The sequence below is a fragment of the Pseudomonas citronellolis genome, from assembly GCF_900112375.1.
Taxonomy (GTDB): Bacteria; Pseudomonadota; Gammaproteobacteria; order Pseudomonadales; family Pseudomonadaceae; genus Pseudomonas; species Pseudomonas citronellolis.
The window spans coordinates 13,659-39,722 of the sequence record NZ_FOLS01000012.1 but is presented as its reverse complement, the minus strand read 5'-3'; the positions used below and the strand labels follow the sequence as shown (position 1 = coordinate 39,722).

The 26,064-nt window shown below is 69.9% G+C and carries 23 protein-coding genes; 11 read left to right on the top strand and 12 right to left on the bottom strand.

From position 1 onward, the window contains the following. Window positions 1–5: 5 nt before the first annotated feature. Both BM060_RS13185 and BM060_RS13180 read left to right on the top strand, forming a co-directional pair. Entirely contained in the window at window positions 6–923 is a 918-nt protein-coding gene (locus BM060_RS13185) for a LysR family transcriptional regulator (RefSeq protein ID WP_074980507.1), read from the top strand. A 58-nt stretch (window positions 924–981) separates the two neighbouring features. Continuing rightward, the gene (locus BM060_RS13180) at window positions 982–1,437 is read left to right on the top strand and encodes a GNAT family N-acetyltransferase (protein ID WP_074980506.1); all 456 of its coding nucleotides are present in this window, start codon (window positions 982–984) and stop codon (window positions 1,435–1,437) included. On the opposite strand, the gene BM060_RS13175 is transcribed toward BM060_RS13180, so the two are convergent. The 3 genes from BM060_RS13175 to dksA are packed head-to-tail and all read right to left on the bottom strand — an operon-like array spanning window position 1,434 to window position 3,708. After that, entirely contained in the window at window positions 1,434–2,051 is a 618-nt protein-coding gene (locus BM060_RS13175; RefSeq protein WP_074980505.1) for a DUF1826 domain-containing protein, read from the bottom strand. The genes BM060_RS13180 and BM060_RS13175 overlap by 4 nt on opposite strands. Beyond that, window positions 2,051–3,253, bottom strand: a complete 1,203-nt coding sequence (gene zigA, locus BM060_RS13170; RefSeq protein WP_074980504.1) for a zinc metallochaperone GTPase ZigA — start codon at window positions 3,251–3,253, stop codon at window positions 2,051–2,053. Before zigA ends, BM060_RS13175 begins: the two co-directional genes overlap by 1 nt. Before the next feature lie 26 nt (window positions 3,254–3,279). Then, the gene (gene dksA, locus BM060_RS13165; RefSeq protein ID WP_064581556.1) at window positions 3,280–3,708 is read right to left on the bottom strand and encodes an RNA polymerase-binding protein DksA; all 429 of its coding nucleotides are present in this window, start codon (window positions 3,706–3,708) and stop codon (window positions 3,280–3,282) included. Between the two features lie 105 nt (window positions 3,709–3,813). On the opposite strand from dksA, the gene BM060_RS13160 reads away from it, so the two are divergent. Next, complete coding sequence (locus tag BM060_RS13160; RefSeq protein ID WP_009614620.1) at window positions 3,814–4,221, top strand: hypothetical protein; 408 nt, start codon at window positions 3,814–3,816, stop codon at window positions 4,219–4,221. A gap of 289 nt (window positions 4,222–4,510) precedes the next feature. Here BM060_RS13160 and BM060_RS13155 read toward each other — a convergent pair whose 3' ends face one another. Next, window positions 4,511–5,689 carry an N-acetylmuramoyl-L-alanine amidase gene (locus tag BM060_RS13155; RefSeq protein WP_074980503.1) on the bottom strand — a complete coding sequence of 393 codons (1,179 nt, stop codon included), beginning with the start codon at window positions 5,687–5,689 and terminating at the stop codon, window positions 4,511–4,513. Window positions 5,690–5,756: 67 nt separating this feature from the next. On the opposite strand from BM060_RS13155, the gene folE2 reads away from it, so the two are divergent. Genes folE2 through BM060_RS13135 form a run of 4 tightly spaced genes read left to right on the top strand, consistent with a single transcriptional unit; the run spans window position 5,757 to window position 9,071 of the window. Further along, window positions 5,757–6,650: a GTP cyclohydrolase FolE2 gene (gene folE2 / locus BM060_RS13150; RefSeq protein ID WP_074980502.1), complete on the top strand. Its 894-nt coding sequence runs from the start codon at window positions 5,757–5,759 to the stop codon at window positions 6,648–6,650. Continuing rightward, a complete protein-coding gene (locus BM060_RS13145; RefSeq protein WP_074980501.1) occupies window positions 6,647–7,312 on the top strand; it encodes a metal ABC transporter ATP-binding protein in 666 nt (221 codons plus the stop codon). Before folE2 ends, BM060_RS13145 begins: the two co-directional genes overlap by 4 nt. After that, the gene (locus tag BM060_RS13140; protein WP_074980500.1) at window positions 7,312–8,175 is read left to right on the top strand and encodes a metal ABC transporter permease; all 864 of its coding nucleotides are present in this window, start codon (window positions 7,312–7,314) and stop codon (window positions 8,173–8,175) included. The genes BM060_RS13145 and BM060_RS13140 overlap by 1 nt, the downstream gene beginning before the upstream one ends. Before the next feature lie 23 nt (window positions 8,176–8,198). Beyond that, complete coding sequence (locus BM060_RS13135) at window positions 8,199–9,071, top strand: metal ABC transporter substrate-binding protein (protein WP_074980499.1); 873 nt, start codon at window positions 8,199–8,201, stop codon at window positions 9,069–9,071. On the opposite strand, the gene BM060_RS13130 is transcribed toward BM060_RS13135, so the two are convergent. Together BM060_RS13130 and cfaB are read right to left on the bottom strand one after the other, a co-directional pair. Continuing rightward, on the bottom strand, window positions 9,068–9,520 hold the full coding sequence (locus BM060_RS13130) for a GNAT family N-acetyltransferase (RefSeq protein ID WP_074980498.1): 453 nt from the start codon (window positions 9,518–9,520) through the stop codon (window positions 9,068–9,070). The two genes, BM060_RS13135 and BM060_RS13130, sit on opposite strands and share 4 nt — an antisense overlap. A 503-nt stretch (window positions 9,521–10,023) precedes the next feature. Then, window positions 10,024–11,208 (bottom strand): C17 cyclopropane fatty acid synthase CfaB, encoded by a 1,185-nt coding sequence (cfaB, locus tag BM060_RS13125; RefSeq protein WP_074980497.1) that lies wholly within the window; start codon window positions 11,206–11,208, stop codon window positions 10,024–10,026. A 278-nt stretch (window positions 11,209–11,486) separates the two neighbouring features. On the opposite strand from cfaB, the gene BM060_RS13120 reads away from it, so the two are divergent. Next, window positions 11,487–12,965: an MDR family MFS transporter gene (locus BM060_RS13120; protein WP_074980496.1), complete on the top strand. Its 1,479-nt coding sequence runs from the start codon at window positions 11,487–11,489 to the stop codon at window positions 12,963–12,965. A 21-nt stretch (window positions 12,966–12,986) separates the two neighbouring features. Here the strand turns inward: BM060_RS13120 and BM060_RS13115 are convergent, their stop codons facing one another. Continuing rightward, window positions 12,987–14,288 (bottom strand): MFS family transporter, encoded by a 1,302-nt coding sequence (locus tag BM060_RS13115; protein ID WP_074980495.1) that lies wholly within the window; start codon window positions 14,286–14,288, stop codon window positions 12,987–12,989. A 629-nt stretch (window positions 14,289–14,917) separates the two neighbouring features. Here BM060_RS13115 and BM060_RS13110 point away from each other — a divergent pair. Beyond that, the gene (locus BM060_RS13110) at window positions 14,918–16,243 is read left to right on the top strand and encodes an OprD family porin (RefSeq protein WP_135499886.1); all 1,326 of its coding nucleotides are present in this window, start codon (window positions 14,918–14,920) and stop codon (window positions 16,241–16,243) included. Window positions 16,244–16,782: 539 nt separating this feature from the next. On the opposite strand, the gene BM060_RS13105 is transcribed toward BM060_RS13110, so the two are convergent. The 4 genes from BM060_RS13105 to BM060_RS13095 are packed head-to-tail and all read right to left on the bottom strand — an operon-like array spanning window position 16,783 to window position 22,593. Next, on the bottom strand, window positions 16,783–19,914 hold the full coding sequence (locus BM060_RS13105) for a CusA/CzcA family heavy metal efflux RND transporter (RefSeq protein WP_074980494.1): 3,132 nt from the start codon (window positions 19,912–19,914) through the stop codon (window positions 16,783–16,785). A 15-nt stretch (window positions 19,915–19,929) separates the two neighbouring features. Continuing rightward, window positions 19,930–21,177, bottom strand: coding sequence for an efflux RND transporter periplasmic adaptor subunit (locus BM060_RS13100; RefSeq protein WP_074980493.1), 1,248 nt, complete (start codon window positions 21,175–21,177; stop codon window positions 19,930–19,932). A gap of 25 nt (window positions 21,178–21,202) precedes the next feature. Further along, window positions 21,203–21,373, bottom strand: coding sequence for a hypothetical protein (locus tag BM060_RS32960; protein WP_159458814.1), 171 nt, complete (start codon window positions 21,371–21,373; stop codon window positions 21,203–21,205). Next, on the bottom strand, window positions 21,373–22,593 hold the full coding sequence (locus BM060_RS13095) for a TolC family protein (protein WP_371857801.1): 1,221 nt from the start codon (window positions 22,591–22,593) through the stop codon (window positions 21,373–21,375). Before BM060_RS13095 ends, BM060_RS32960 begins: the two co-directional genes overlap by 1 nt. A gap of 486 nt (window positions 22,594–23,079) precedes the next feature. Between BM060_RS13095 and BM060_RS13090 the strand changes: the two genes are divergently transcribed. Beyond that, window positions 23,080–23,754, top strand: coding sequence for a heavy metal response regulator transcription factor (locus BM060_RS13090; protein ID WP_074980491.1), 675 nt, complete (start codon window positions 23,080–23,082; stop codon window positions 23,752–23,754). Continuing rightward, window positions 23,751–25,136 carry a heavy metal sensor histidine kinase gene (locus BM060_RS13085; protein WP_074980490.1) on the top strand — a complete coding sequence of 462 codons (1,386 nt, stop codon included), beginning with the start codon at window positions 23,751–23,753 and terminating at the stop codon, window positions 25,134–25,136. Before BM060_RS13090 ends, BM060_RS13085 begins: the two co-directional genes overlap by 4 nt. Here the strand turns inward: BM060_RS13085 and BM060_RS13080 are convergent, their stop codons facing one another. Next, window positions 25,137–25,460 (bottom strand): co-regulatory protein PtrA N-terminal domain-containing protein, encoded by a 324-nt coding sequence (locus tag BM060_RS13080; RefSeq protein ID WP_074980489.1) that lies wholly within the window; start codon window positions 25,458–25,460, stop codon window positions 25,137–25,139. Window positions 25,461–26,064 lie beyond the last annotated feature (604 nt).

Here is a 26,064-nt window from a genome sequence, read left to right as displayed (position 1 = left end):
TCACAATGGACAACCTCCGAGGCATGGCCGTATTCGCCACCGTGGTCGACCGCGGCTCCATGGCCGCCGCCGCCGAGGCCCTGGGCATGAGCCCCTCGGCGGTCAGCCAGCAGATCCGCAAGCTGGAGGCGCAGGCCCAGGTGAGCTTGCTGCACCGCACCACCCGCAGGCTGACGCTGACCGAGGCCGGCGAGGCCTTCTACCGCAGTTGCGCGCAGATGCTGGCCATCGCCGAGGAGGCCGAGCAGCGCCTGGGCGAGTGGCGCGAAGCGCCGGTGGGCGAACTGCGCCTGGCAGCGCCGGTGGGTTTTTCCGGGCGGCTGATCACCGAGGCGCTGCGTCCGCTGCTGGAGAACCACCGCCAACTGCGCTTGCAGCTGTTCTTCCACGACGAGCAGATCGACCTGATCGAGCAGCGCATCGACCTGGCTATCCGCGTCGGCAACCTGGCCGATTCCAGCCTGGTGGCGCGCCACCTGGGCGACTGGCAGAACCTAGTCTGCGCGGCCCCGGCCTACCTGCGCCGCTGCGGGGCAATCGACCATCCCGACCAATTGTTGCAGGTCGACTGGCTGGCGCTGAACACCCGCGGTCACGGCCAGGCGCTGCAGTTCGACGGGCCGGACGGGGAGAGCTGCCGCCTGCGCCTGGAACCGCGGGTGGCGGCCAACAGCATGCTCGCCCTGCGCCAGTTCACCCTCGACGGCCTGGGCGTGTCGCTGCAGCCGGAGCCGGAAGTGCGCGAGGCGCTGGAGGAGGGCAGGCTGCTGCGCCTGCTGCCGCAATGGCGCCTGCCCACCTACGGCATCTACGCCGTCACGCCACGGCGCGACGCCCAGCCGGCCAAGGTGCGGGTGGCCATCGAGGCGCTGCGCCGGCACCTCGGCGGGCTGTCGCCGACGGGGCCGCGGGTGGCTGTGTGAAACGCCCGGGCGTGAGAGGATGGGCGGTCTTTTCCACCTGCCGCCGGAGCCTCACGCCATGGACCTCACCTGGAGCTGCCAACACCACAGCGAACTGAGCAAGGAGACGCTGTACGCCCTCCTGCGCCTGCGCTGCGAGGTATTCGTGGTGGAGCAGAACTGCCCCTACCAGGACATCGACGATCAGGACCTGTCCGGCGACACCTGCCACCTGATGGCCCACGAGGGCGGCCAGCTGCTGGCCTACCTGCGCCTGCTCGACCCGGCGACGCACGACGGCGAGGTGGTCATCGGCCGCGTCATCACTGCCGCCGCCGGGCGCGGACGCGGCCTCGGCCACCAGCTGATGCAGCGCGCCCTGGACGAAGCGGCGCGGCGCTGGCCGGGCAGCCCGGTGTACCTCTCCGCCCAGGCGCACCTGCAGGGCTACTACAGCCGCTACGGCTTCGTCGCCGAGGGCGAGGTGTACCTGGAAGACGACATCCCGCACATCGACATGCGCCGCCCGGCCTAGAGCCAGTCCAGGGTCAGCAGCAGGCGCCGCGTGCCCGGCGCCGGGGCGGGCGAGCGGTGGACGATGCCGGCGCCCTCGTTGCCGATCCATTTCTCGCCCTTGAACAGGCCCACGTCGCCTACTTCCAGGCGCTGGATGCGCGCCGGCTCGGCCTCGCCGAGACGGTCGCGGGGCAGGGCGCCTTCCTCCAGCCATTCGCTGGCGCAGCCGGCGTAGCTGGTGACCAGGCGCAGCGCCACGTGGTCGACGTGGAAGCGCGGGCACATGGCCCGCTCCAGGCTGCGCAGGCGCAGGCCCACGCGGCGCGCGCCGGTCAGGCAGGCGAAGGCCTCCACCAACCAAGCCAGGTCGTTGGCGAAGAGCGTGGCGCCCGGGCTCTCGTCGAACAGGCCGCGCAGTTGGTCGCTGCGCCCGGCCTCGTCCAGTTCCAGGGTCGCGTGGCGGGCGTAAAGCGCCTCGCCCCGCACCAGCGCCTCGGCATAGGCCGCCAGCTCGGGGAACAGCCGGCGCCGCCAGACCGCCAGGTTGACGCCGTCGTGCAGCACCTCGGCGAGCACCTGCGGGTCGTCGCCGAGCACCTGGCGCGGCATGGGCTGCAATGGCCGGGCGAGCATCAGGCGTCCTCCGTCCAGGACTCGAAGGGATCGGCCAGGCGCGCCCAGGCCTGGGGCCCGGCGGCGAATTCGGCGTCGTCCAGCAGGCAGGCGTCCAGCTCGTCCTCCAGGCGGGCGAAGTCGATGCCCTGGCCGATGAACACCAGTTCCTGGCGGCAATCGCCGGTCTCCGCGCTCCAGTGGCGCATCACCTGGCGCAGGCCGTCCTCGTCCTGCGGCCAACGTTCCTTCGGCACGAAGCGCCACCAGCGCCCGGCCAGGCCGTGGCGCATCAGGCCGCCGGCCTGGGACCAGCTGCCGGCCTCGCGGTAGCGGCTGGCCAGCCAGAAGAAGCCCTTGGAGCGCAGCAGGCGGCCGTTGCTCCAGGGCGTGGCAAGGAAGTCGTGGAAGCGCTGCGGGTGGAAGGGCCGGCGCGCGCGGTAGGCGCGGGAGGCGATGCCGTATTCCTCGGTCTCCGGCACGTGTTCGCCGCGCAGTTCCTTGAGCCAGCCGGGGGCCTGGGCGGCGCGCTCGAAGTCGAAGCGGCCGGTGTCGAGGATCCATTCCAGCGGCACCTGGCCCATGAGCATGGGGCGGATCTCGGCGTCGGGGTTGAGGCCGCGGAGGATCGCCAGCAGCTCTTCGCGCTCGGCGCTGGAGATCAGGTCGACCTTGCTGAGCAGGATGACGTCGGCGAACTCCACCTGGTCGATCAGCAGGTCGGCGATGGAGCGCTGGTCTTCCTCGCCCAGGCTCTCGCCGCGGCTGGCCAGGCTGTCGCTGCCCTGGTAGTCGCGCAGGAAGTTCAGGCCGTCGACCACGGTGACCAGGGTGTCCAGCCGCGCCAGGTCGGACAGGCTGCGGCCCTGCTCGTCGCGGAAGGTGAAGGTCTCGGCCACCGGCAGCGGCTCGGAGATGCCGGTGGACTCGATCAGCAGGTAGTCGAAGCGGCCTTCGGCGGCCAGCTTCGCCACTTCCTGCAGCAGGTCTTCGCGCAGGGTGCAGCAGATGCAGCCGTTGCTCATCTCCACCAGCTTCTCTTCGGCGCGGTTGAGGCTGACGTCGCGCTGCACCTCGCTGCCGTCGATGTTGATCTCGCTCATGTCGTTGACGATCACTGCGACACGGCGGTGCTCGCGGTTCTTCAGCACCTGGTTAAGCAGGGTGCTCTTGCCGGCGCCGAGGAAGCCGGAAAGGACGGTGACGGGTAGGCGTTGCTTCACGGTGGTGGCTCTCTGTCATGGATTCTTCAGGCGTCGCGCAGGTGCAGCTCGCGGCGCTCCTGGCGTTCCTTGGCCTCGACGCTGAGGCTGGCGGTGGGGCGCAGCAGCAGGCGGCGCAGGCCGATGGGCTCACCGGTCTCGGCGCACCAGCCGTACTCGCCGCGGGCCAGGCGCTCCAGGGCCTGGTCGATCTTGTCCAGCAGCTTCTTCTCGCGCTCCAGCAGGCGCAGCTGCCACTGGCGCTGCTCCTCGCGGCTGGCGACGTCGGCCTCGTCGCCGGGCCGTTCCACCTCGCGCAGCGCGTCGAATTCGCCGTCGATGCGCGCCTGCAGCTCGGCGCGCTGGCGCAGCAGCAGGTCGCGGAAGAAGGCCTGCTGGGCCTCGTTCATGTAGGCGCTGGCGGGTTGCGCCAGCAGTTGCCGTTCGCTGAGGACCGGCTCGGATTGCAGGGACATGGCGGTCTCCGGAAGGACGGGATCGAATTGTTATAATATAACATTTCGTATTCGACAATCCGCCGGCGTACCATGGAGGCCCATCCAGCCCGCCCCGAGGTCCCGATGAAAGCCGCCGCCCTGACGCTCTGCCTGCTGCTCCTGGCGCCCCTGGCGCGGGCCGCGGGGGAGCCGCCGCTGGCGTTCCCCGGCCTGCCGCCGGCGGCCTGCGCCTGGCTGGCCAACGTGCTGGCCTGCATGGACCGCGACGGCAGCCACTACAGCGTCGCCACCCAGGGCCACGACACCTACCTGCGCGGTTTCGACGCCGCCAGCGGCCAGCGCTGGGCGCAGACCGGCACGCGCTACGGGCGCCTCACCTTCTTCAGCGGCGTGAGCAGCGACGGCCAGGTGTGGCTGGGCACCAGCCGCGGCATCGGCTGGACGCACATCAGCCGCTTCAGCAGCTCCAGCGGCGGCCAGGCGAAGCTGACCTGCGGGCGTGTCAGCGGGTGCAGCCAGCAGGTGCGGTAGGCGCCCGGCCACGCCACAGCCGGACGCATGGGGAATCGCGGACGGAGTCCGCTCCTACGGTTCGCGGGGCAGCACGGTATTCCACATTCCGGCGCGATTCGCGGATGAGATCCGCTCCTACGCTGCGCCACCCACGCCATTCCCCTGTAGGAGCGCGCCCTGCGCGCGAATCGCGGGCAGGGCCCGCTCCTACAATTGTCGTGAAGCACGGAGTTTCCTCGTAGGAGCGGACTCCGTCCGCGATAGGCCGAGCCCCGCCGCGAAATCGCAGATGAATCCGCTCCTCGCCCTACGCCTTGCCCTGCTCCCGCAACGCCGCCAACAGGCTCCCCGCCGGCGGGCGCTGGCGGAAGTAGCCGTGCAGGCCGTCGAAGATCGCTCCGGCCAGCTCCTGCTGGTGCCGCGCGTCGTGCAGGCGGCGGCAGTCGGCGTCGTTGGAGATGAAGCCGGTCTCCACCAGGATCGAGGGGATGTCCGGTGACTTGAGCACGGCGAAACCGGCCTGGTCGACGCGTTCCTGGTGCAGCCGGGTGATGCCGCCGAGGCTGCGCAGCACGCTGTGGCCCAGGTCCAGGCTGGAGGCGATGGTGGAACTCAGCGACATGTCGAGGATGACCTTGGCCAACGCCGGGTCCTTGCCCTGCAGCGGCAGGTTGCCGGTGGCGCCGATCAGGTCGGCGCCGTTCTCGCGCTCGGCCATGAAGCGCGCCAGGGTGGAAGTGGCGCCGTGCTCGGAAAGGGCGAACACCGAGGCGCCGGACGCCGTGCGGCGAGGCGCGGCGTCGGCGTGCACCGAGACGAACATGTCGGCGTTGCAGCGCCGCGCCACTTCCACGCGCTGGCGCAGCGGGATGAACACGTCGACGTTGCGCACCAGGCGCGCCTTGAAGCCGCTCTGGCGGTCGATGCGCCGCGCCAGGTTCTGCGCGATCAGTAGCGCCACGTCCTTCTCCCGCTCGCCGCGCGAGCCGAGGGCGCCGGGGTCCTTGCCGCCGTGGCCGGCGTCCACCACCACGAGGATGTCGCGGCCCTTGCCGGCAGCCTTCGCCGTGGCGACCGGGACAGGTGCCCCCGCCGGATGCAGGTCGAGCACCAGGCGATGGCCCCTGCCGGCCTGGGGCCCCAGGGCGAAGGCCTGCAATCGCACCGGCTCGGCCAGGTCCAGCACCAGGCGCGTGCCGCCGTCGGCCAGGCGCCCGCTGCGCAGGCCGCGCAGCGGGCCGGACGGGGCAGGGGAGGCCAGGGGAACGCCCAGGCTGGCGCCGTCCAGGTCGACCACCAGGCGCTCCGGCGCGGAGAGGGTGAAGGTGCGGTAGTGGAAGGGCCCGTCGAGGTCGAGGACCAGGCGCAGGCCTCCGGCCATGGCCTCACTGCGCGCGCCGAGCAGGCGCGGGCCGGCGAAAACGTCCAGGGCGGGCAGCCAGGCGGCGCTGGCGAGCAAGGTTTGCAGCAGGCGGCGTCGATTCATGGCGCTTGCAGGAAGGAGTAGGAAACAATACGTTATATTATAACATCCACCAGCGCCAGCCATTCCCATGACCGCCTTTCTCCCCGACGTCGCCAGCCAGGCCGCGTCCGACACCCTCGCCCTGGACTGGGTCGGCATGCAGGGCATCGCCCTGCCGCTGCGCCTGCACGGCGAACGCCTGAACGCGCTGGCCGACGCCGGCGTCAGCCTGGACGCAGCCGCCGCCCGCGGCATCCACATGTCGCGCCTGTACCTGGCCCTGGCCCGCCTGGAGCAGGCCGAGCTGGGCCCGCAGCTACTGCGCGAAGTGCTCGACGACTTCCTCGCCAGCCACGCCGGCCTGTCGCGCCGCGCCAGCCTGCGCCTGGCCTTCGACGCCCTGCTCAGCCGCCCGGCGCTGGTCAGCCCGCTGAGCGGCTGGAAGCAGTACCCCTGCGAGGTCCACGCGCGCCTGGACGACCAGGACCTGCGCCTGGAGCTGCGCCTGCGCCTGGCCTATTCCTCCACCTGCCCCTGCTCGGCGGCCCTGGCGCGCCAACTGATCCAGCAGCGCTTCGCCGAGGAGTTCGCCGACCGCTCGCCCAGCCACCAGGAAGTCCACACCTGGCTCGGCAGCAGCGCCGGCATAGTCGCCACGCCCCACAGCCAGCGCAGCTTCGCCGACCTGCATCTGCACCTGCGCGAGGGCCTGGACGGCCTGCCGCTGCGCGAGCTGCTCGACTGCGCCGAGGCCGCCTTGGGCACCGCCGTGCAGACCGCGGTGAAGCGCGCCGACGAGCAGGCCTTCGCCCTGGCCAATGGGCAGAACCTGATGTTCTGCGAAGACGCCGCCCGCCGCCTGCACCGCGCCCTGGCGCAACGCGGGGAACTGGAGGCCTTCGCGCTGAGCGTGGTCCACGCCGAAAGCCTCCACGCCCACGACGCCGTGGCCCGCAGCCAGTGGCGCAGGGAGGCCCCATGATCCATTGCCAGGCCCTGCAGTGGGGCCCGCCGCGCCTGCCGCTGACGCCGCCGCTGAACCTAGACCTAGACGCCGGCAGCCTGACCGCCATCGTCGGCGCCAACGGCTGCGGCAAGAGCAGCCTGCTGAAGGTCATCGCCGGGCTGCAGAAGCCCCTGGCCGGGCGCGTGCGCGTCCAGCTGCGGCCGCGGGAGATCGGCTACCTGGTTCAGCAGCAGGCCCTCGACCGGCAATTCCCCATCGGCCTCGGCGAGCTGGTCGGCGCCGGCTTCTGGAACAGCCGCCTGAGCACCGCCGAGCGCCGCGAGAAGCTGCGCCAGGCGCTGGCCGACTGGCAGTTGGAGGGACTGGAGCAGCGCCCGCTGGCGGCGCTCTCCGGCGGCCAGCTGCAGCGCGCCCTGCTGGCCCGCCTGAGCCTGCTGGACAGCCCGCTGCTGCTGCTCGACGAGCCCGATGCCTGCCTCGACGAAGCCGGTCAGACGCTGCTCTGGCAGCACATCGACGCCTGGCACCGCGAAGGCCGCACCCTGCTGCTGGTCTGCCACGACCTGGGCGCGGTGCGCGAGCGCGTCCCCGACTGCCTGCGCGTGGCCGCCGAGGGTTGCCGCCACGGCAGCAGCCGCGAGCTGATCGCCAGCCGCTGCCTGGCGCGGGTGGCGTGATGGTCCTGCACGCGCTCTGGCAGCCCTTCGTCGAATTCGCCTTCATGCGCCGCGCGCTGCTGGGCGGCGTGGTCCTGGCGTCGAGCGCGGCGCCCCTGGGGGTGTTCCTGATCCTGCGGCGCATGAGCCTGATCGGCGACGCCATCGCCCACGGCATTCTCCCCGGCGCCGCCATCGGCTTCTGGCTGGCCGGGCTGTCGCTGCCGGCGCTGACCCTCGGCGGCCTCGGCGCGGGCCTGGCGGTGGCCGGCCTGGCAGCCTGGGTGACGCGCCACACCGGGCTGCGCGAGGACGCCAGCCTGGCCGCGGTCTACCCCATCTCCCTGGCCAGCGGCGTGCTCCTGCTGGGCCTGGCCGGCAAGCGCCTGAACCTGCTGGAGCTGCTGTTCGGCTCGGCCCTGGCGGTGGACCGCACGACCCTGCTGGGCATGCTCGGCGTGGCCGCGCTCAGCCTCGGCGTGCTCGCGCTGATCTACCGCAGCCTGCTGCTGGACAGCCTCGATCCGCTGTTCCTGCGCAGCGTCAGCCGCCTCGGGCCCTTCGCCCACGGACTGTTCCTCGGCCTGGTGGTGCTCAACCTGGTGATCGGCTTCCAGGCCCTGGGCGCGCTGATGATGGTCGGCCTGATGATGCTGCCGGCCGCCGCCGCGCGCTTCTGGAGCCGCCGCCTGCCGGCGCTGCTGGCCCTGGCCGCGGGTATCGGCGCGCTCTCGGTGTGGCTGGGCCTGGCGGCGTCCTACGCCTGGTCGCTGCCCAGCGGGCCGGCCATCGTCCTGCTCGCCGGCCTGTTCTACCTGTTCTCCGTGCTGTTCGGCCCGGTGCACGGCCTGTTGCGCCGCGGCCTGCTGCCCATTCCGCAATGACATCCCCCTTGAGGAAAGCCACCATGCGTGTCCTGCTGCTTCTGCTTGCGTTCTGCCTGCCCCTGTCGCTGTCCGCCGCCGAGAAGCCGCGCGTGGTGACCAGCTTCAGCATCCTCGCCGACATGACCCGCGCGGTCGGCGGCGAGCACATCCAGCTGAACAACCTGGTCGGCCCCGACAGCGACGCCCACACCTACGAGACCACCCCGGACGACGCCCGCGCCGTGCGCCAGGCGCAGCTGGTGGTGGAGAACGGCCTGGGCTTCGAACCCTGGCTCGACCGCCTGGTGAAGAGCACCGAGACCCGCGCGCAGGTGATCCAGGCCAGCCGCGGCGTGATCCCGCGCAGCCTGGAGGAGGACGGCCAGACCATTCCCGACCCGCACGCCTGGAACAACCTGGCCAACGCCGACATCTACGTCGGCAACATCTCCAAGGCGCTGGAGAAGCTCGACCCGGCCAATGCCGCCGACTACCGGCGCAACGCCGAGGCCTACCTGAAGCAGGCCCACGCGTTGCTCGCCTACGCCAAGGACAAGCTCGGCAACCTGCCCGCCGACCGCCGCACCCTGGTCACCTCCCACGACGCCTTCGGCTACCTCGGCCAGGCCTACGGCCTGACGCTGCTGGCGCCCCAGGGCCTGTCCACCGAGCGCGAGGCCTCGGCCACCGAGGTCGCCGAACTGATCCGGCAGATCCGCGAGCAGCACATCCGCGCGGTGTTCGTGGAGAACATCAAGGACCCGCGGCTGATGCAGCAGATCGCCGAGGAAAGCGGCGCGAAGATCGGAGGCACCCTGCACTCGGACGCGCTGGCCAGCGAAGGCCCGGCCAGCACCTACCTGGGCCTGTACCGCAGCAACGTCGACACCCTATACCAGGCGCTGGCCGACTAGAGCACCAGGCTCAGGCGCAGGCGGTCGCGGCAGGGGATGCCGTTCTCGACGATGGGCTCGGGGTAGTTGAGGCTGAAGTAATCGCTCTCCACGGCGCAGATGCGAAAGCCCATGCGCTGGTAGAGCCCCAACTGCGCCAGGCTGGAGTTGCCGGTGGCGATGTCCAGCCGCAACGCCCCGGCCGCCCGCGCCGCGTCGATGGCCGCGGCCAGCAGGCGCTTGCCCAGCCCACGCCCCTGCCAGGCCTCGTCCACGGCGAGGTTGGTGACTTCCAGTACGCCCCAGCTCACCGGCGTCAGCGCCAGCACGCCGCGGACTGCCTCGCCTTCGACCAGCGCCAGCAGGCGGGATTGCGGGAGGTAGCGTTCGATCTGGTCGCGGCTGGGATCGGCGAGCAGGAGCAGGGGCCAGGGGGCTTGGGTGAGGGGGAGTTCCTGGAGGGTGGGCACGGGAGGGCATCCGGGCGGGGCTGGAGGGGGCGCATTGTGCCGCAGAGGAAGCAGGGTTGCTTGGGAATGGAGCATGCCGGATGCAGTAGTGCTTCGGGGTGACTCCGCTCCCTCTCCCCAGCCCTCTCCCTGAAGGGAGAGGGGGCTTGTCCGTGCCGAGAAAGGATTTGGTGTCAGCCGGGTACTCGGTACAAGCCGGCTAACGCCGAAACATCAGCACACTCCGAACGGTGCCCTATCCCTTCAGGGAGAGGGCGCTCTTCAGGGCACGCACCAAACCCACCGGCAGTGATGGCGATGGGTATCGCTTCGCTCAACACCATCCTACGGGCGTTGTGTTTGCCGGAGCCTGTAGGAGCGGACCTTGTCCGCGATAGCCGGAGGTTCCGGCGCGATTCGCGGATGAGATCCGCTCCTACGAGTGCCCCCAACACCATGCCCATGTAGGAGCGCGCCCTGCGCGCGAATCGCGGGCAGGGCCCGCTCCTACAGGTGGCCGCGCCTCAGGCGTAGATATCCCCCCGGCTCCACGGCACCTCGTGGCTGCCGTCCGCGTGCGGCTTGCTCGCCAGGATCTGGTGCAGATTGATCCAGCCCTTCTTGAAGCCGTAGGCGCAGCCGGCCAGGTACAGACGCCAGATGCGCAGTGCCTGCTCCGGCACCAGCTTGGCGGCCTCGGCCAGTTTCGCTTCCAGGCTGGCGCTCCAGAAGTCCAGGGTGCGCGCGTAGTGCAGGCGCAGGCCCTCGACGTCGACCACTTCCAGGCCCGCCTCGCTCATGCGCGCCACCGCCAGGGACAGGTGCGGCAGTTCACCGTGGGGGAACACGTAGCGGTCGATGAAGTCGCCGGCGCCGCGGCCCACCGGGCGGCCGTCGGTGTAGCGAGCGGTGATGCCGTGGTTCATCACCAGGCCGCCCGGACGCACCGCGTCGTACAGCTGCTGGAAGTAGAGGCCCAGGTTGGCATGGCCGACGTGCTCGAACATGCCCACGCTGACCACCTTGTCGAAACGGCCGTCGCGCGGCAGGTCGCGGTAGTCCAGCAATTCCAGCTTCACCTTGCCTTCCAGGCCCTCGGCCTTGACCCGTTCGCGGCCGAGCTTGAGCTGCTCTTCGCTGAGGGTGATGCCGTAGACCTCGGCGCCGAACTCGCGCGCCGCCAGGCGGGCCAGGCCGCCCCAGCCGCAACCGACGTCGAGCAGACGCTCGCCGGGCTTCAGGCGCAGCTTGCGGCACAGGTGGCGCAACTTGGCCAGCTGGGCGGTGGCCAGGTCTTCCGTGCCGGTCTCGTAGTAGGCGCAGGAATAGACCATCTCCGGGTCCAGCCAGAGCTTGTAGAAGTCGTTGGAGAGGTCGTAGTGGTAGTGGATGGCTTCGGCGTCGGTGCGCTTGTCGTGGCTTTCGCGGACGAAGTCGGCGGGGCCGTCGTCGACGCCCAGGGCCTCGCTCAGGGCATCGCCCATGGCGATGACGTCGCCGATCGGCCCCTCGATATCCATGCGCTTCTCGACGTAGGCGCGGCCGAGGGCGTCCAGGCTGGGCTGGGTGATCTCGGCCAGCAGCGTCGGATCGCGGACGATCAGCGTCACCTGCGGGTCCGGGCCGAGGTCGAAGGCCTGGACATCGCCGATACGGATGCGCAACGGCAATTGCAGGGACAGCAACTCAGAGGGCAGGTTGGCTTTCATGCATTCCTCCTGGTCACGAACAGAAAAACTATAGAACAGGACCCTCATAGCCTTCGCCTATGGGTGTTCCCGCCCTTCGTCTATCGGTGGATTCGGCGGCAGGTGCGAACGGAGCGCTGCAAAAGCGTAGCAGGAGATTTCTGACAGTCAGCGTGTCCATATCGAGATAGAGCCTTTACCGGATTGCAAAAGTGCGGCAGCGCGCCGCAGGCACAATCCGTTAGACTGCTAAGCATCCATCCCGTCCCATTCAATCCGCTCGTCTTCAAGGGGGTTGCTTGAATACCCTGAGCCACCCGCGTCCGCCGGTGCGCACCATCCTCATCGGGCTGATGCTGGCGATCTTCCTCGGCGCGCTCGACCAGACCATCGTCGCCGTCTCGCTGCCCGCCATCTCCGCCGGTTTCGCCAACTTCGACCTGCTGGCCTGGGTGATCTCCGGCTACATGGTCGCCATGACCATCTCCATGCCCATCTACGGCAAGCTCGGCGACCTCTACGGGCGGCGCCGGCTGATGCTCTTCGCCACCGCGCTGTTCACCTTCGCCTCGCTGCTCTGCGGCCTGGCCCAGAGCATGGAGCAGCTGGTGCTGGCGCGGGTGCTGCAGGGCGTGGGCGCCGGCGGGCTGATGTCGGTGAGCCAGGCGATCATCGGCGACATAGTCCCGCCGCGCGAACGCGGCCGCTACCAGGGCTACTTCAGCAGCATGTACGCGGTGGCGAGCATCGCCGGCCCCGTGCTGGGCGGGCTGCTCACCGAATACCTGTCCTGGCGCTGGGTGTTCCTGATCAACCTGCCGGTGGGCCTGGTGGCCTTCGCGGTGTCGCGGCGCACCCTGGTGGGCCTGCCGGTGCCGGGCCGGCGGCCGCGCATCGACTACCTGGGCACGCTGCTGATGATCGCAGGCCTCGGCAGCCTGCTGCTGGCCATCACCGAAGTCGGCCAGGGCGCCGACTGGCGCGATGCGCAATTGCTCGGGCTGTTCGCCGCGGCCCTGGTGCTGCTGGTGCTGTTCGTCCTGCAGGAGCGCCGCGCCGCCGAACCGCTGGTGCCCATGCAGCTGTTCGCCATCCGCGCGGCGACGCTGAGCTGGATGGTCGGCTTCTTCGCCAGCTTCCAGATCATCTCGCTGTCGGTGCTGGTGCCGCTGCGCTTCCAGTCGGTAACCGGCGCCGGCGCCGACAGCGCCGCGCTGCACATGCTGCCGCTGGCCATGGGCGTGCCGATCGGCGCCTACTGCTGCGGGCGCCTGACCACCATCCTGGGCCGCTACAAGCCGCAGATAGTCGCCGGCGCGCTGCTGCTGCCCTGCGCGGTGGCCGGCCTGGCCCTGACCACGCCGTCCAGCTTCTGGCTGTCGGGGCTGTTCATGCTGCTCTGCGGCACCGCCGCCGGCACCCAGTTCCCCACCAGCCTGGTGGCCGCGCAGAGCGCCGTGGAGCATCGCCACCTGGGCGTCGCCACCAGCAACACCACGCTGTTCCGCTCCCTCGGCGGGGCGGTGGGCGTCGCCCTGATGTCGGCGATCCTCCTGGCCATGCTGCAGCCGCTGGCGGCCGGGGAGGGCTTCGGCCACGGCATCTCCGCCAACGAACTGCTCGCCAGCCTCGCCGGCCCCGGCCACGAGGACCGCCGCCTGCTGCTGGACGAGGTGTTCCGCCGGCTGTTCCTGGTCAACGCCGGCGTCGGCGTGCTGGCGTTGCTCATCGCCCTGGCGCTGCCCAACAGCCGCCTGCGCGGCAAGGTGGAGGACTGAGCCTCCACCGCCCGCGCACCGTCAGTCCTCGTCGTTGAGGTAGCTGACCTTGCGCAGGTCCGGCAGCAGCAGGCAGACCACCAGCGCCACGCCGCACATCACCGAGACGTAGATGTAGAAGTACGACTCCACGCCGAGGCTCTTCAGGCCCAGGGCCGCGTATTCCGCCGAGCCGCCGAAGATGGCGTTGCCCACCGCGTAGGACAGGCCCACGCCCAGGGCGCGGATCTGCGGCGGGAACATCTCGGCCTTGATCAGCCCGCTGATGGAGGTGTACAGGCTGACGATGGCCATGGCCACGATGATCAGCACGAAGGCCATGTAGGGGCTGGTGGTGGTCTTGAGCGCGGAGAGGATCGGCCAGGTGCAGAGCATGCCCAGCAGGCCGAACCAGAGCATCGAGGTCTTGCGCCCGATGCGGTCGGAGAGGGCGCCGAACAGCGGCTGCATGCACATGTAGACGAACAGCGCGAAGGTCATCACGCCGCTGGCCACCTTGGCGTCCATGCCCACGGTGTTGACCAGGTACTTCTGCATGTAGGTGGTGAAGGTGTAGAAGATCAGCGAGCCGCCGGCGGTGAAGCCGAGCACGGTGAAGAAGGCGCGCTTGTGGTGGGCGAACAGCTCGGTGAGGGTGCCGGACTCGGCGCGGTGCAGGTTCTCGTCCTTGGCCGTCTCGCTCAGCGAACGGCGCAGGTAGAAGGCGATCACCGCGGTGATGGCGCCGACCACGAAGGGAATCCGCCAGCCCCAGGCGCGCAGCTCCTCGTTGCTCAGCAGCTGCTGCAGGATCACCACTACCAGCACCGCCAGCAGCTGGCCGCCGATCAGCGTCACGTACTGGAAGGAGGCGAAGAAGCCGCGCTGGCCCTTGAGCGCCACCTCGCTCATGTAGGTGGCGCTGGTGCCGTACTCGCCGCCCACCGACAGGCCCTGGAACAGCCGCGCCAGCAGCAGCGCCGCCGGCGCCAGCACGCCGATGGTCTCGTAGGTGGGCATCACGGCGATCGCCAGGGAGCCGCCGCACATCATCAGCACCGAGATCATCATCGCCGTCTTGCGGCCCTTCTTGTCGGCGATGCGGCCGAACATCCAGCCGCCGATGGGGCGCATCAGGAAGCCGGCGGCGAACACTCCGGCGGTGTTGAGCAACTGCACCGTGGGGTTGCCCGAGGGGAAGAAGGCGTGGGCGAAGTAGATGGCGGTGAAGGCGTAGACGTAGAAGTCGAACCATTCCACCAGGTTGCCGGAGGAGGCGCCGACGATGGCGAAGATGCGTCGGGTGCGTTCTTCGGCAGTGTAGTGCGGAGCGGGTGCGTTCATGGGGCTCTCTCGTCGATGACACTGTTGTTGGCGTTGTACGGCGGCCGTCCCTGTCGCCACCGGACGAGGTGCGGCAGGCCGCCCTCGGGCGGCTTGCCGACACAATCTGTTACAGGAGTATAGCCCCATGCCGATAGCCAGCTAACGATAAATCCTGCCGATCGACGGGCCGCTCCCCATTGAAAGGGCGAATATCGAACGTCCGTTCGGCATTTCCGATTGACCGGCACAAGGCCAGCTTCTATCGTTTCGCCACCCACGCGTGCCTGCCGGGACTACTTGTCAGGTACCCCTCGGTGGGCCGCAGGGTCCGACCTTGTCCACAAGACAAGGTCGATTACCTTCCCCTCGCAGGGCGGCTCCTGCCGCAAAGCCTCGGTGCCCCGTCCACACCCCCGGACGCGCAGGCACCGGGGGGATAATGGTCTCCCCGCCTTCCCCATCCTTCGTGCCGTTGCCGTCTTCGTCCGCCGTTCGCCGGCTGACGGAATTGTCATGTCCGCCTCATCTCCGCGTCATTCCGCCGTCATCAGGATGGAGCCTGCCTGCGCGCGGCTCCCAGCCGCTGCGGGTGCACAACAACGATGCGGCGCCTCTCCGGCAGCCGCCCAACACCCATGGAGCGATCGATGACACAGCGGCACATTCCCCTGGCCCTCTCCCTGCTCGCCGCCGGGCTGGCCAGCCCCCTGGCCGGCGCCGAGGAGAGCGCCGAAGGCTTCCTCGAAGGCCAGCGCCTGGACATCCTCAACCGCAACTTCTACTTCAACCGCGACGACCGCCACGGCCAGTCCAGCCCCAAGGGCAACGGCTACTCCGAGGCCTGGGCCCAGGGCCTCTTCGCCCGCTACCAGTCCGGCTACACCCGGGGCACGGTGGGCTTCGGCGTCGACGCCTTCGCCATGCTCGGCATCCAGCTGGACAGCGGCGACGGCCGCAACGGCGGGCACAGTTCCTTCGACGTGCTGCCGGTGGACGCCCGGGGCCGCACCCAGGACGAATACGCCAAGGCCGGCGGCGCCGCCAGGCTGCGCCTGTTCGACACCGAGGTGAGGATCGGCGACGTGTTCCCGCAGACGCCGGTGGTGCACTACGGCGACTCGCGCCTGCTGCCCGAATCCTTCCGCGGCGTGACCCTGAACAACGCCAGCATCGAGGGCCTGGACCTGCAGGCCGGGCGCCTGCATTCGATGAGCCAGCCCAACGACCGCAAGATGAGCGAAGGCTTCTCGACCTTCTACGCAGGCCCCGTCGACGCCCCCTGGGTCGCCTACCTGGGCGGCGACTACGCGCTCACCGAGGAGGTCAGCGTGAGCCTCTACGGCAGCCGCCTGAAGGACACCTGGAAGCAGTACTACGCGGCTACTTCGGCGACCTATCCACTGGCCGACGGCCTGGACCTGATCGGCGGCTTCACCTACTACAAGTCGGTGGACGACGGCGGCCGCGAGCTGCTCGGCGAGTTCAACACCAACATCTGGAGCGGCAAGCTCGGCGTGCGCTTCGGCGCCCACACCCTGGCCCTGAGCCACCAGCGCAACAACGGCAATAACGACTTCGACTACCTGCGCCAGTCGGACTCGATCTACCTGGACAACTCCATCCAGTACACCGACTTCAACTCGCCGAAGGAGCGCTCCTGGATGCTCCGCTACGACCTCGACATGCAGGCCTACGGCATCCCTGGCCTGAGTTTCATGACCCGCTACGCCCGCGGCAGCGACGCCGACTACAGCCACGCCAACGCGGTCTACATGCGCCGCGACGGGAATGGCGATCCATTGACCGACCAGAAGCGCTGGGAGCGCGACGTCGAGGCGAAGTACGTGGTGCAGAACGGCAACCTGAAGGACCTGTCCTTCCGCCTGCGCCAGGCGACGACGCGGGCCACGGCCTTCGAGTCGGACCTGGATGAGGTGCGGCTGATCGTCGAGTACCCGTTGCGGGTGCTTTGAGGTTCGTGTGTGGAGAAGGCCCCTGCGGGGGCCTTTTTCGTTTGCGGGCGTGGTTTTGCTTTTCGTAGGAGCGAGCTTGCTCGCGAACAGTGTTTCCTGGTGGCTTCGGTGCTTGGCCTGAAGAGCGCCCTCTCCCTAACCCTCTCCCTGAAGGGAGAGGGGACCGTTCGGTGTGCTCGGGTATTTCGGCGTTAGCCGGCTACTCCACGGGTATCAGGATGAAACCACACCGCCTCTCGGCACGAACTAGCCCCCTCTCCCTTCAGGGAGAGGGCTGGGGAGAGGGAACGGAGTCAATCCAAGGCTCCGTTGCAACCGGGGAACTCCGTTCGCGAGCAAGCTCGCTCCTACACAAAAGCCCAACCCCCTCCCTATCAAAATCGTCATCCCCACCTCAGCATCCTGTTACCGACGACAGGTTCCAATAACCCCCGTCAGCCCCACTTGTGTGAACTGACGGCCGTCCCGGCAGCGAAAGCTCCTTTGGTGAGGGACGGCCCCTGAGGCGCCCCCCGCGGGCGCCTTTTTTTACGTCCCGCTCAGCCCACCTCATCGCGCCTATGCGCCCAGCGATACAGCGCCGGCAACACCAGCAGCGTGAGCGCAGTGGAAGAAAGAATGCCCCCAATCACCACCGTAGCCAGCGGCCTTTGCACCTCGGCGCCAGTCCCTGTGGCCAGGGCCATGGGCACGAAGCCCAGCGACGCCACCAGCGCCGTCATCAACACCGGGCGCAGGCGCGTCAGGGCGCCCTCGTGGATGGCCGCGTCCAGGCCGCGGCCCGCCTCGCGCAGGTTGCGGATGAAGGCGAGCATCACCAGGCCGTTGAGCACCGCCACCCCGGACAGCGCGATGAAGCCCACCCCGGCGGAAATCGACAGCGGGATGTCGCGCAGCCACAGCGCCGCCACCCCGCCGGTGAGGGCGAAGGGGATGCCGGTGAACACCAGCAGGCCGTCGCGGACGTTGCCGAACATCATGAACAGCAGCACGAAGACCAGCAGCAGCGCCACCGGCACCACCACCTGCAGGCGCTTGGCCGCCGATTGCAGCTGCTCGAACTGGCCGCCCCAGGCGGTCCAGTAGCCGGCCGGCACCTGCACCTCATTGGCCAGGCGCTGTTCGGCCTCGGCGACGAAGGAACCGATGTCGCGGCCGCGCACGTTGGCGCTGACCACCACCAGGCGCTTGCCGTTCTCCCGGCTGACCTGGTTCGGCCCTTGCAGCAGCTGCACTTGCGCCACCTGGCCGAGCGGGATGAAGGCGATGCGCCCGTCGGCGCCGGCCGGCAACGGCAGCAGCAGGCGCGACAGGCCGTCGATGTCGCTGCGCTGCGCCTCGGGCAGGCGCACCAGCAGGTCGAAGCGGCGGTCGCCCTCGAACAGCGTGCCGGCCTGGCGCCCGCCCACCGCGATGGCGACGAAGTCCTGCACGTCGCCCACGGCCAGGCCGAAGCGCGCCGCCCGGTCGCGGTCGATGTCGACGGTCAGCACCGGCAGGCCGCCGGTCTGCTCGACCTTCACCTCGGAGGCGCCGGGCACCTGGCGCAGGGCCTCAGCGATCTTCCCGGCGGTCTGTTCCAGCACCGCCATGTCATCGCCGAAGACCTTCACCGCCACGTCGCTGCGCACCCCGGAGATCAGCTCGTTGAAGCGCAGCTGGATCGGCTGCGACAGCTCGTAGTTGCTCCCCGGCACCTCGGCGGCGGCGCGCTGGATCTCCTCCACCAGCTGCGCGCGCGGCTTGCGCGGGTCCGGCCAGTCCTGCTGCGGGCGCAGCATCAGGTAGCTGTCGGAGATGTTCGGCGGCATGGGGTCGGAGGCGATCTCGGCGGTGCCGGTGCGGGCGAACACCCGCTGCACCTCCGGCACCCTGGCGAGGATGTGCCGCTCCAGGCGTTCCTGCAGCTCCACCGACTGCGTCAGGCTGGTGCCCGGCACGCGCAGCGCCTGCAGGGCGAAGTCGCCCTCGCTGAGGCTGGGCACGAACTCGCTGCCCATGCGCGTGGCCAGCAGGCCCGCGCCCAGCACCAGCAGCGCGGCGCCGGAGAACACCCGCGCGCGGTGGCCCATCACCCAGCCCAGCACCGGCTCATAGCCGCGCCGCGCGCCGCGCATCAGCCAGTTCTCCTCCTCGCGCACGCGGCCGCTGACGAACAGGGCGATGGCCGCTGGCACGAAGGTCACCGACAGCAGCATGGCGCCGAACAGCGCGATGACCACGGTGAAGGCCATGGGGTGGAACATTTTCCCTTCCACGCCGGTGAGGGCGAAGATCGGCAGGTACACCACCATGATGATCAACTGGCCGAAGATCAGCGCGCGGCGCGCCTCCTTCGAGGCGGCGAACACCTCGTGCAGGCGCTCGCTGCGCGTCAGCAGGCGGCCATGGTGCTGCTGGGCGTGGGCCAGGCGGCGGATGGCGTTCTCGACGATGACCACCGCGCCGTCGACGATGATGCCGAAGTCCAGCGCGCCCAGGCTCATCAGGTTGGCGCTGACGCGGTTGGCGAACATGCCGCTGAAGGTGAACAGCATCGCCAGCGGGATGACCATGGCGGTGATCAGCGCCGCGCGCAGGTTGCCAAGGAACAGGAAGAGCACGGCGATGACCAGCACCGCGCCCTCCACCAGGTTCTTCTTCACCGTGGCGATGGCCTTGTCCACCAACTGCGTGCGGTCGTACACCGGCACCGCGCGCACGCCCGCCGGCAGACTGCGGTTGACCTGCTCCAGGCGCTCGGCCACGGCGGCGGCGACGCTGCGGCTGTTCTCGCCGATCAGCATGAACACCGTGCCCAGCACCACCTCGCGGCCGTTCTCGGTGGCCGCGCCGCTGCGCAGTTCGCGGCCGATCTGCACCTGCGCCACGTCGCGCACGCGGATCGGCGTGCCTTCCAGGTTGGCCACCAGCACGTTGCCGATGTCCTCCAGGCCGGACAGCTGCCCCGGCGCGCGCACCAGCAGTTGCTCGCCGTTGCGCTCGATGTACCCGGCGCCGACGTTGCCGTTGTTGCGCTCCAGCACCGCCAGCAGGTCGGCCAGGGTCAGGCGGTGCGCGGCCAGGCGCTGCAGGTCGGGGGCCACCTGGTACTGCCGGGCCTGGCCGCCGATGGTGTTGATCTCGGCCACGCCGGGCACGTTGCGCAGCTGCGGCTTGACGATCCAGTCCTGGATCACCCGCAGGTCGGTGGGCGTGTAGGGCGTGCCGTCCTCCTTGCGCGCATCCTCGGCGGCCTCGATGGTCCACAGGAAGATCTCGCCCAGGCCGGTGGAGATCGGCCCCAGCGCCGCCTCGGCGCCCTCGGGCAGCTGCTCGCGGGCCTGCTGCAGGCGCTCGTTGACCAGCTGCCGGGCGAAGTAGATGTCGGTGCCGTCGGCGAAGATCGCCGTCACCTGCGACAGCCCCGAGCGCGAGATCGAACGCGTCTGCTGCAGGCCCGGCAGGCCGGCCATGGCGGTCTCGATGGGGTAGGTGATGCGCTGCTCGGTCTCCAGCGGCGAGTAGCCGGGGGCGGCGGTGTTGATCTGCACCTGGACGTTGGTGATGTCGGGCACCGCGTCGATCGGCAGCTTCTGGTAGCTGGCCACGCCGAGGGCGGCCATGCCCAGCACGGCGAGCAGCACCAGGTAGCGCTGCTCGATGGCGAAACGGATGATGCGTTCGAACATGGGGGGCTCTCGCGGTCAGTGGGCGTGCTCGGCGCTGGCCTTGCCCAGCTCCGACTTGAGGACGAAGCTGCCGGCGGCGGCGACCTGCTCGCCGGCGGCCAGGCCCTGCAGCACCTCCACCCGGCCCTGGCCGCGCGCGCCCAGGCGCACCGGCTGGGCGACGAAGGCGCCGTCGCGGCGGACGAACACCACGTCCTGCTCCTCCACGCGCTGGATGGCCGCCTCCGCCACGCTGACCGCCGCAGCGCGCGGCGCGCCGGCCAGCGTCACCTGCACCGGCAGGCCCGGCCGCCAGGCGCCGCCGGGGTTCTCCACCACCACCCGCGCGCTGGCCATGCGCGACTGCTCGCCCAGCAGGTTGCCGACCTGGGCGACGCGGCCCCCGGCGCTCATGCCCAGGTCCGTGGCCTCGACCTGCGCCGCCTTGCCCAGCTGCACCCAGGCCAGGTCGCGCGGCGCCACGGCGAAGGTGGCCCAGACCCGCGACAGGTCGGAAAGGGTGAAGGCGGCGGTGTTCTCGTCCACCACCTCGCCGCGCACCAGGTGCTTCTCCACCACCACGCCGTCGAAGGGCGCGCGCAGCTCGTAGCGATCGCCGCCGCCGGCGCCCAGGGCGCCGAGCTTCTGCCGGGCGTTGGCCAGGGCGATCTCGGCTTCCTGCCGGGCCTGGCGCGCCTGCAGGTAGTCCTGCTCGGCGGAGACCTTCTCCTGCCACAGCTGGCGCTCGCGCTCGTAGGTCACCCGCGCCAGTTCGAGGCGCCGCTGCGCCGCCGCCAGTTCGCTGCGCAGGTCGGACAGCTGCGGGCTGGCGATCACCGCCAGCAGCTCGCCGCGCTTCACCGCCTGGCCCAGTTCGGCCGCCACCTGCTGCACCACCCCGGCCACGCGCGGCACCAGGTGCGCGGTGCGGTCGGCGTCGAAGGCGATCTCGCCGGGCAGGCTCAGGCGCGCGGACAACTCGGCCGGCGCGGCGTGCTCCAGCTCCACGCCGGCGACGCGCAACTGCTCGTCGCTCAGGCGCAGGCCGGCGTCTTCCTCGCCGTGTTCTTCGCTATCGGCGTGGTGCTCGTCGTCGCCATGGCCAGCGGCCTCGCCATGGGCCTTGGCGGCGCTTTCGCCGTGGTGTTCGCCATCCTGGTGCGCGGCCGCCTCGCCATGCCCTTCCGGCGCCTGCGCGGCCCCGCCCGGCAACAGCGTGGCGGCGCCGCCCAGCGCCAGCAGGAACAGCACGGCGGCGGCGATCTTCATTTCTCTCGACTTCATGGACTCTCCCGGATGGCCCCGCGCCTCAGGCGCCGATCAGGCTCGACAGCGCGCCCAGGGCGCGGAACAGGTCATGGATGCACCAGTGCCCGGCGGCGGAGCCGTAGGCCTGGTAGGGAAGGTGGCCGCTGGCGGCCAGCAACGCCGCCAGCAGCAGGGCCGACGACAGCCGGGCGCGCAGGGAGCGCCCGGCCATCAGCGCAGCGCCAGGTCGCCGAAGATGCGCTCGGTGCGAGCGCGCGCCTCGGCGAGGCGGGCCAGCGCCTGCAGGTACTGGTCGCGCGCGGCGAGCAGGGTGCGCTGGGCGTCAAGCACCTCGAGGAAGCCGAACTTGCCCATCTCGAAACCGCGGGTGGCGGCGTCCAGGGCCTGGCGCGCGGCCGGCAGCAGGCTGTCGCGCAGGGTCCGCGCCTCATGCTGCGCGGTGCTCCACAGGTCCAGCGCCTGCTGCGTCTCGCGGCGCAGGCGCAGCTCAGTGGCGTTGCTCAGGTCGCGGGCCTGGTCCGCCCTGCGCGCCTCGGCCAGCAGGCGGCCCTGGTTGCGGTCGAACAGCGGCAGCGGCATGGACAGCCCGACCAGGTTCACCCGCTCGCGGGCCTCGTGGTCGTACTGGCTGCCCAGGGTGACGTCGAGGTCGGGCACGCGCTCGGCCCGCGCCAGCTGCACGGCGGCCTCGCGCTGGTCGACCTGGAGCAGCGCCAGGCGCAGCTCCGCGGTCTGCTCCAGGCGCCGCAGCAACCGCGCGGCCTGGGGCGGCGCCGGCAGCTCGGCGTTGCCGGCCACTTCGGCGAAGCCCGGCTCGGCCTCGCCCATGAGCCCGGCCAGGGCGCGGTAGGCCTGGTCACGGTCGATGCGCGCGCGCTGCAGTTCCAGCTCCACCTCGGTCAGCTGCACCTGTGCCCGCGTCGCCTCCAGCGGCGCCGACTTGCCGGCGCGCACCCGTGCCTCGGCGGCGCGCAGGGCCCGCCGGGCCAGGGTTGCCGACTCCTCGCCCAGGCGCAGGCGTTCCTGGGCCTGCAAGGCAGCCTGGAAGGCCTCCAGCACCTCGGCGCGCAGCGTGTTGCGGCGCACTTCCAGCTCCATTTCGGCGATCGCCTCGCCACGTTCGGCCACGGCCACCCGCGCGCCGCGCTTGCCGCCCAGTTCCAGGGGCTGGGTCAGGGCGAGGGTGGTGGTGGAACGGTCGCGGCGGGTGTCCTCGGTCTCCCAGGACAGGCTCGGGTTCGGCAGCAGCGCCGCCTGGCGCCGCTCGCCCGCGGCGATGCCCTGGCCGCGGGCGACGGCGGCCAGCTCGGGGTTGGCCTCCAGCGCGGTGCGCAGGGCCTCGTCGAAGCCCAGGGCGCGGGCCTCGGCCGGCACGCCCGGCAGGCCGAGCAGAAGCAGGAACAGCGACAACGATGCCGGCCACGGACACAGGCCCGCAGCCGGCCAGCGGAACAGGCCACGAAAGTAGGACACGGCACACCTCAGGAAACGGCCCGGGACGGCGATTTCGCCCCATGGACAGGCGGAAACTTCCAGGGAAGTTCCACCAACTGCCGCAACGTTAATTTCCTGCTTTTATCGGCAAGGTGACCCGTCAATTACAAATATGTCATTCAACCGAAGTTCATATTTTCCTGCGTTAGCATCGGCTTTATCCGGCTATCCAGGGCACTCTGAAACAGGCCCTGAAAACCACTGGCCAGGCAAGCTTTATCAATGATTTGGAATAACTAATGCGCCGCAATGGCAATATCCGGAAACATCCTTTGGAAGCCAGTGGCATTGACACTGAAGCGACTACAGCCCTTAGCCTCGCCGGCCAGTTAAATATCGGAAAGTTCCCTGCCTACATATCCGGAATTCACACGTCCGATAAGTACAGAATTTTCAGACTTCATAAGTAAGGTCATTCCCCATATGCGAATCCTAGTTGTAGAGGACGAAGCCAAGACCGCCGACTACCTGCACCAGGGCCTGAGCGAAAGCGGCTTCGTGGTGGACCGCGCCGACAACGGCGTGGACGGCCTGCACCTGGCCCGCCAGGGCAACTACGACCTGGTCATCCTCGACGTGAACATGCCGCAGATGGATGGCTGGGAAGTGCTGCAGCAACTGCGCCGCGAGAGCGACACGCGGGTCATGCTGCTCACCGCCCGCGGCCGCCTGGCCGAGCGCGTGCGCGGCCTGGAGCTGGGCGCCGACGACTACCTGGTGAAACCCTTCGAGTTCCCCGAGCTGCTCGCCCGGGTGCGCACCCTGCTGCGCCGCAGCGAGCGGGTGAGCGCGCCGCCGGTGCTGCGCATCGCCGGCCTGGAGCTGGACCCGGCGCGCCACCGCGCCTACCGCGACGGCCGGCGCATCGACCTGACCACCAAGGAATTCGCCCTGCTGCACCTGTTGATGAGCCGCAGCGGCGAGGTGCTGACGCGCACCCAGATCATCTCCCTGGTGTGGGACATGAACTTCGACTGCGACACCAACGTGGTGGAAGTCACCATCCGCCGCCTGCGGCTGAAGGTCGACGACCCCTTCGACAGCAAGCTGATCCACACCCTGCGCGGCGTCGGCTACGTGCTGGAGGCGCGCGAATGAAGCCGGCCAGCCTGTCCACCCGCCTGGCCCTGGGCATCGGCCTGCTCTGCGCCGGCCTGGTGGTGGTGTTCGCCCTGCTCGCCTACACGGCCCTCGACCACGAGTTGCAGAGCCGCGCGCGCAACGAGCTGGCCGACAAGCTCGGCCAGGTTCGCCACGCCCTGGATGCCGGCCTGGACGACCGCGCCCTGGCGCGCGGGCCGCACGAACTGCTGGACGTGGTGGCCGGCCACGACAACCTGGAGCTGACGCTGCTGGCCCCGGACGAGGGCCAGGCGCCGCTGCTCGACACCGGCAAGCCGCAGCGGCTGGCCACCCTGGACAGCCTGCAACCGGGCAGCGAAGCGCAGTACCACGCCTGGACCGACGACGCCGGCCGGCGCCTGCTCAGCATCGGCAGCCGGGTGCCGATGGCCAACGGCGCCAGCGTGCGCGCCCTGCTGACCCTCGAACGCGGCAACGACGATGCGCTGCTCGGCGCCTTCCGCCAGTCGGTGCTGGCCGGCGTGCCCTTCCTTCTGCTGCTGGTGGGCCTGGGCGCCTGGTACGCGGTGCACCGCGGGCTGTCGCCGCTACAGCGCTTCCGCAAGGTGGCCACGCGCATTTCCACCGAGGACCTCAGCCACCGCATCCCGGTGGAGAAGCTGCCGCTGGAACTGGGCGAGGCGGCCCAGGCGCTGAACGTCATGCTGCATCGCCTGGACCAGGGCGTGCAGCAGCTGACGCAGTTCTCCGACGACCTCGCCCACGAGCTGCGCTCGCCCATCGGCAACCTGCTGGGCAAGGCGCAGGTCACCCTGTCCCGCGAGCGGCCGCTGGAGGAATACCAGGCGGTGCTGGCCTCGGGCGTCGAGGAGCTGGAGCGGCTGTCGCGCATCGTCAGCGACATGCTGTTCCTGGCCCAGGTCAACCAGGCGCAGGTGCCTTTCGAGCGCCTCTCGCTGGGAGCCGAGGCCTGCCGCGTGGCGGAGCTGTTCCTGTATGCCGCCGAGGAGAAGGGGGTGGACATCGAGCTGTCCGGCGATGCCTGGGTCCACGGCAACCGCCTGATGGTGCAGCGGGCGATCTCCAACCTGCTGTCCAACGCCATCCGCCACGCGCCGGCCGGCAGCCAGGTCGACATCGACATCAAGGGCGGCGCGGAGGGCGTGGCGCTCTGCGTCGGCAACCCTGGCCCCGGCATCGAGCCGCAGCACCTGCCGCATCTGTTCGAGCGCTTCTACCGCGCCGATGGCGGCCGCTCGCGCCAGGAGGGCGGCACCGGCCTGGGCCTGGCCATCGTCCGCTCGATCATGAGCCTGCACAACGGCAGCGTCGCGGTGGACAGCGCGGCGGAAGGCCCGACGCGCTTCCACCTGCGCTTTCCCAACGCGTCCGCCTGATCACTTGCCGCGGTTGCAGCTGACGCGCTCGGCGCGGTATTCCAGGCGCTGCTCGGCGCCGTCGGAGTCCAGGTAGCGCATGCGCACCGGCACCACGCCGCAGCCCCGGTCCGGCGTCACTTCCAGCACCTGGGCGATGTCCAGGCGCATGCCGTACTCGTAGCGGCGGAAGTCGTCGGCCTGCGCCGTCGGGTTCGCGACGGCCATGGCCGCCAGGCGGTTCTGCTCCATGCGCGCGAAGGTACGGTCGCCCCCGCTCTCGGCCAGGGCCAGGGACGAAACGCCGAGCAGACCGGCGAGCAGAAGAGGACGGAACAGGTTCATGGCAGTCACCTCATCGGTGGTGGTGGAAACTGCCTTCACCTTAAGCAGCGGGGCCTAACGGGAGCCTGAGGCGTGCATGACGATTCGGTTATCCGTTGGTGGTGGCGAGGGGGTGGGGCTGTCCTTCTTGGCCTGTTGGTCAGGCACCATCCTCCCACCCCGTCATTCCCGCGAACGCGGGAACCCAGCTGCCTTCTTGTTTGGGTGTGTTTGCGCCGCTTCGGCGTGCTCGGATGTTTCTTGTTTCGCCCCCTCGGGCGAGTCCCTTTTGTCAAACGCCACAAAAGGAACCAAAAAGGCTTGCCCCGCATACGGGCCCGATGGAGCCGGGCTACCCTCACGAATTCCCCCGCCACGGAGGCCCGCCCCGAGGGTACGTCCCTGTAGCCCGCGGGGCTCTCGCGACATCCATGTCGCATGACCTCCTGAGCGCGGGTTTCGCTCGGCCTTCTGAAGGGGCGTTTCGGTGCGCTCGGGTATTTCTCTGGAAGTCCAAAAGCCAGAGCCAGAGCAGAGCTGCTTTTGCTCTTCGTAGGAGCGAGCTTGCTCGCGAACCCGCCAGTCGCTGGGTTATTCCCCTTCGGGCCAGCGCAAGCGCTGTTCG

Bases quoted from the DNA above. Each gene is read 5' to 3' on its own strand.
- BM060_RS13185 (WP_074980507.1), top strand. From the start codon at position 6: ATGGACAACCTCCGAGGCATGGCCGTATTCGCCACCGTGGTCGACCGC.
- BM060_RS13180 (WP_074980506.1), top strand. From the start codon at position 982: ATGGACCTCACCTGGAGCTGCCAACACCACAGCGAACTGAGCAAGGAG.
- BM060_RS13175 (WP_074980505.1), bottom strand. From the start codon at position 2,051: ATGCTCGCCCGGCCATTGCAGCCCATGCCGCGCCAGGTGCTCGGCGAC.
- dksA (WP_064581556.1), bottom strand. From the start codon at position 3,708: ATGTCCCTGCAATCCGAGCCGGTCCTCAGCGAACGGCAACTGCTGGCG.
- BM060_RS13160 (WP_009614620.1), top strand. From the start codon at position 3,814: ATGAAAGCCGCCGCCCTGACGCTCTGCCTGCTGCTCCTGGCGCCCCTG.
- BM060_RS13155 (WP_074980503.1), bottom strand. From the start codon at position 5,689: ATGAATCGACGCCGCCTGCTGCAAACCTTGCTCGCCAGCGCCGCCTGG.
- folE2 (WP_074980502.1), top strand. From the start codon at position 5,757: ATGACCGCCTTTCTCCCCGACGTCGCCAGCCAGGCCGCGTCCGACACC.
- BM060_RS13145 (WP_074980501.1), top strand. From the start codon at position 6,647: ATGATCCATTGCCAGGCCCTGCAGTGGGGCCCGCCGCGCCTGCCGCTG.
- BM060_RS13140 (WP_074980500.1), top strand. From the start codon at position 7,312: ATGGTCCTGCACGCGCTCTGGCAGCCCTTCGTCGAATTCGCCTTCATG.
- BM060_RS13135 (WP_074980499.1), top strand. From the start codon at position 8,199: ATGCGTGTCCTGCTGCTTCTGCTTGCGTTCTGCCTGCCCCTGTCGCTG.
- cfaB (WP_074980497.1), bottom strand. From the start codon at position 11,208: ATGAAAGCCAACCTGCCCTCTGAGTTGCTGTCCCTGCAATTGCCGTTG.
- BM060_RS13115 (WP_074980495.1), bottom strand. From the start codon at position 14,288: ATGAACGCACCCGCTCCGCACTACACTGCCGAAGAACGCACCCGACGC.
- BM060_RS13110 (WP_135499886.1), top strand. From the start codon at position 14,918: ATGACACAGCGGCACATTCCCCTGGCCCTCTCCCTGCTCGCCGCCGGG.
- BM060_RS13105 (WP_074980494.1), bottom strand. From the start codon at position 19,914: ATGTTCGAACGCATCATCCGTTTCGCCATCGAGCAGCGCTACCTGGTG.
- BM060_RS13100 (WP_074980493.1), bottom strand. From the start codon at position 21,177: ATGAAGTCGAGAGAAATGAAGATCGCCGCCGCCGTGCTGTTCCTGCTG.
- BM060_RS32960 (WP_159458814.1), bottom strand. From the start codon at position 21,373: ATGGCCGGGCGCTCCCTGCGCGCCCGGCTGTCGTCGGCCCTGCTGCTG.
- BM060_RS13090 (WP_074980491.1), top strand. From the start codon at position 23,080: ATGCGAATCCTAGTTGTAGAGGACGAAGCCAAGACCGCCGACTACCTG.
- BM060_RS13085 (WP_074980490.1), top strand. From the start codon at position 23,751: ATGAAGCCGGCCAGCCTGTCCACCCGCCTGGCCCTGGGCATCGGCCTG.
- BM060_RS13080 (WP_074980489.1), bottom strand. From the start codon at position 25,460: ATGAACCTGTTCCGTCCTCTTCTGCTCGCCGGTCTGCTCGGCGTTTCG.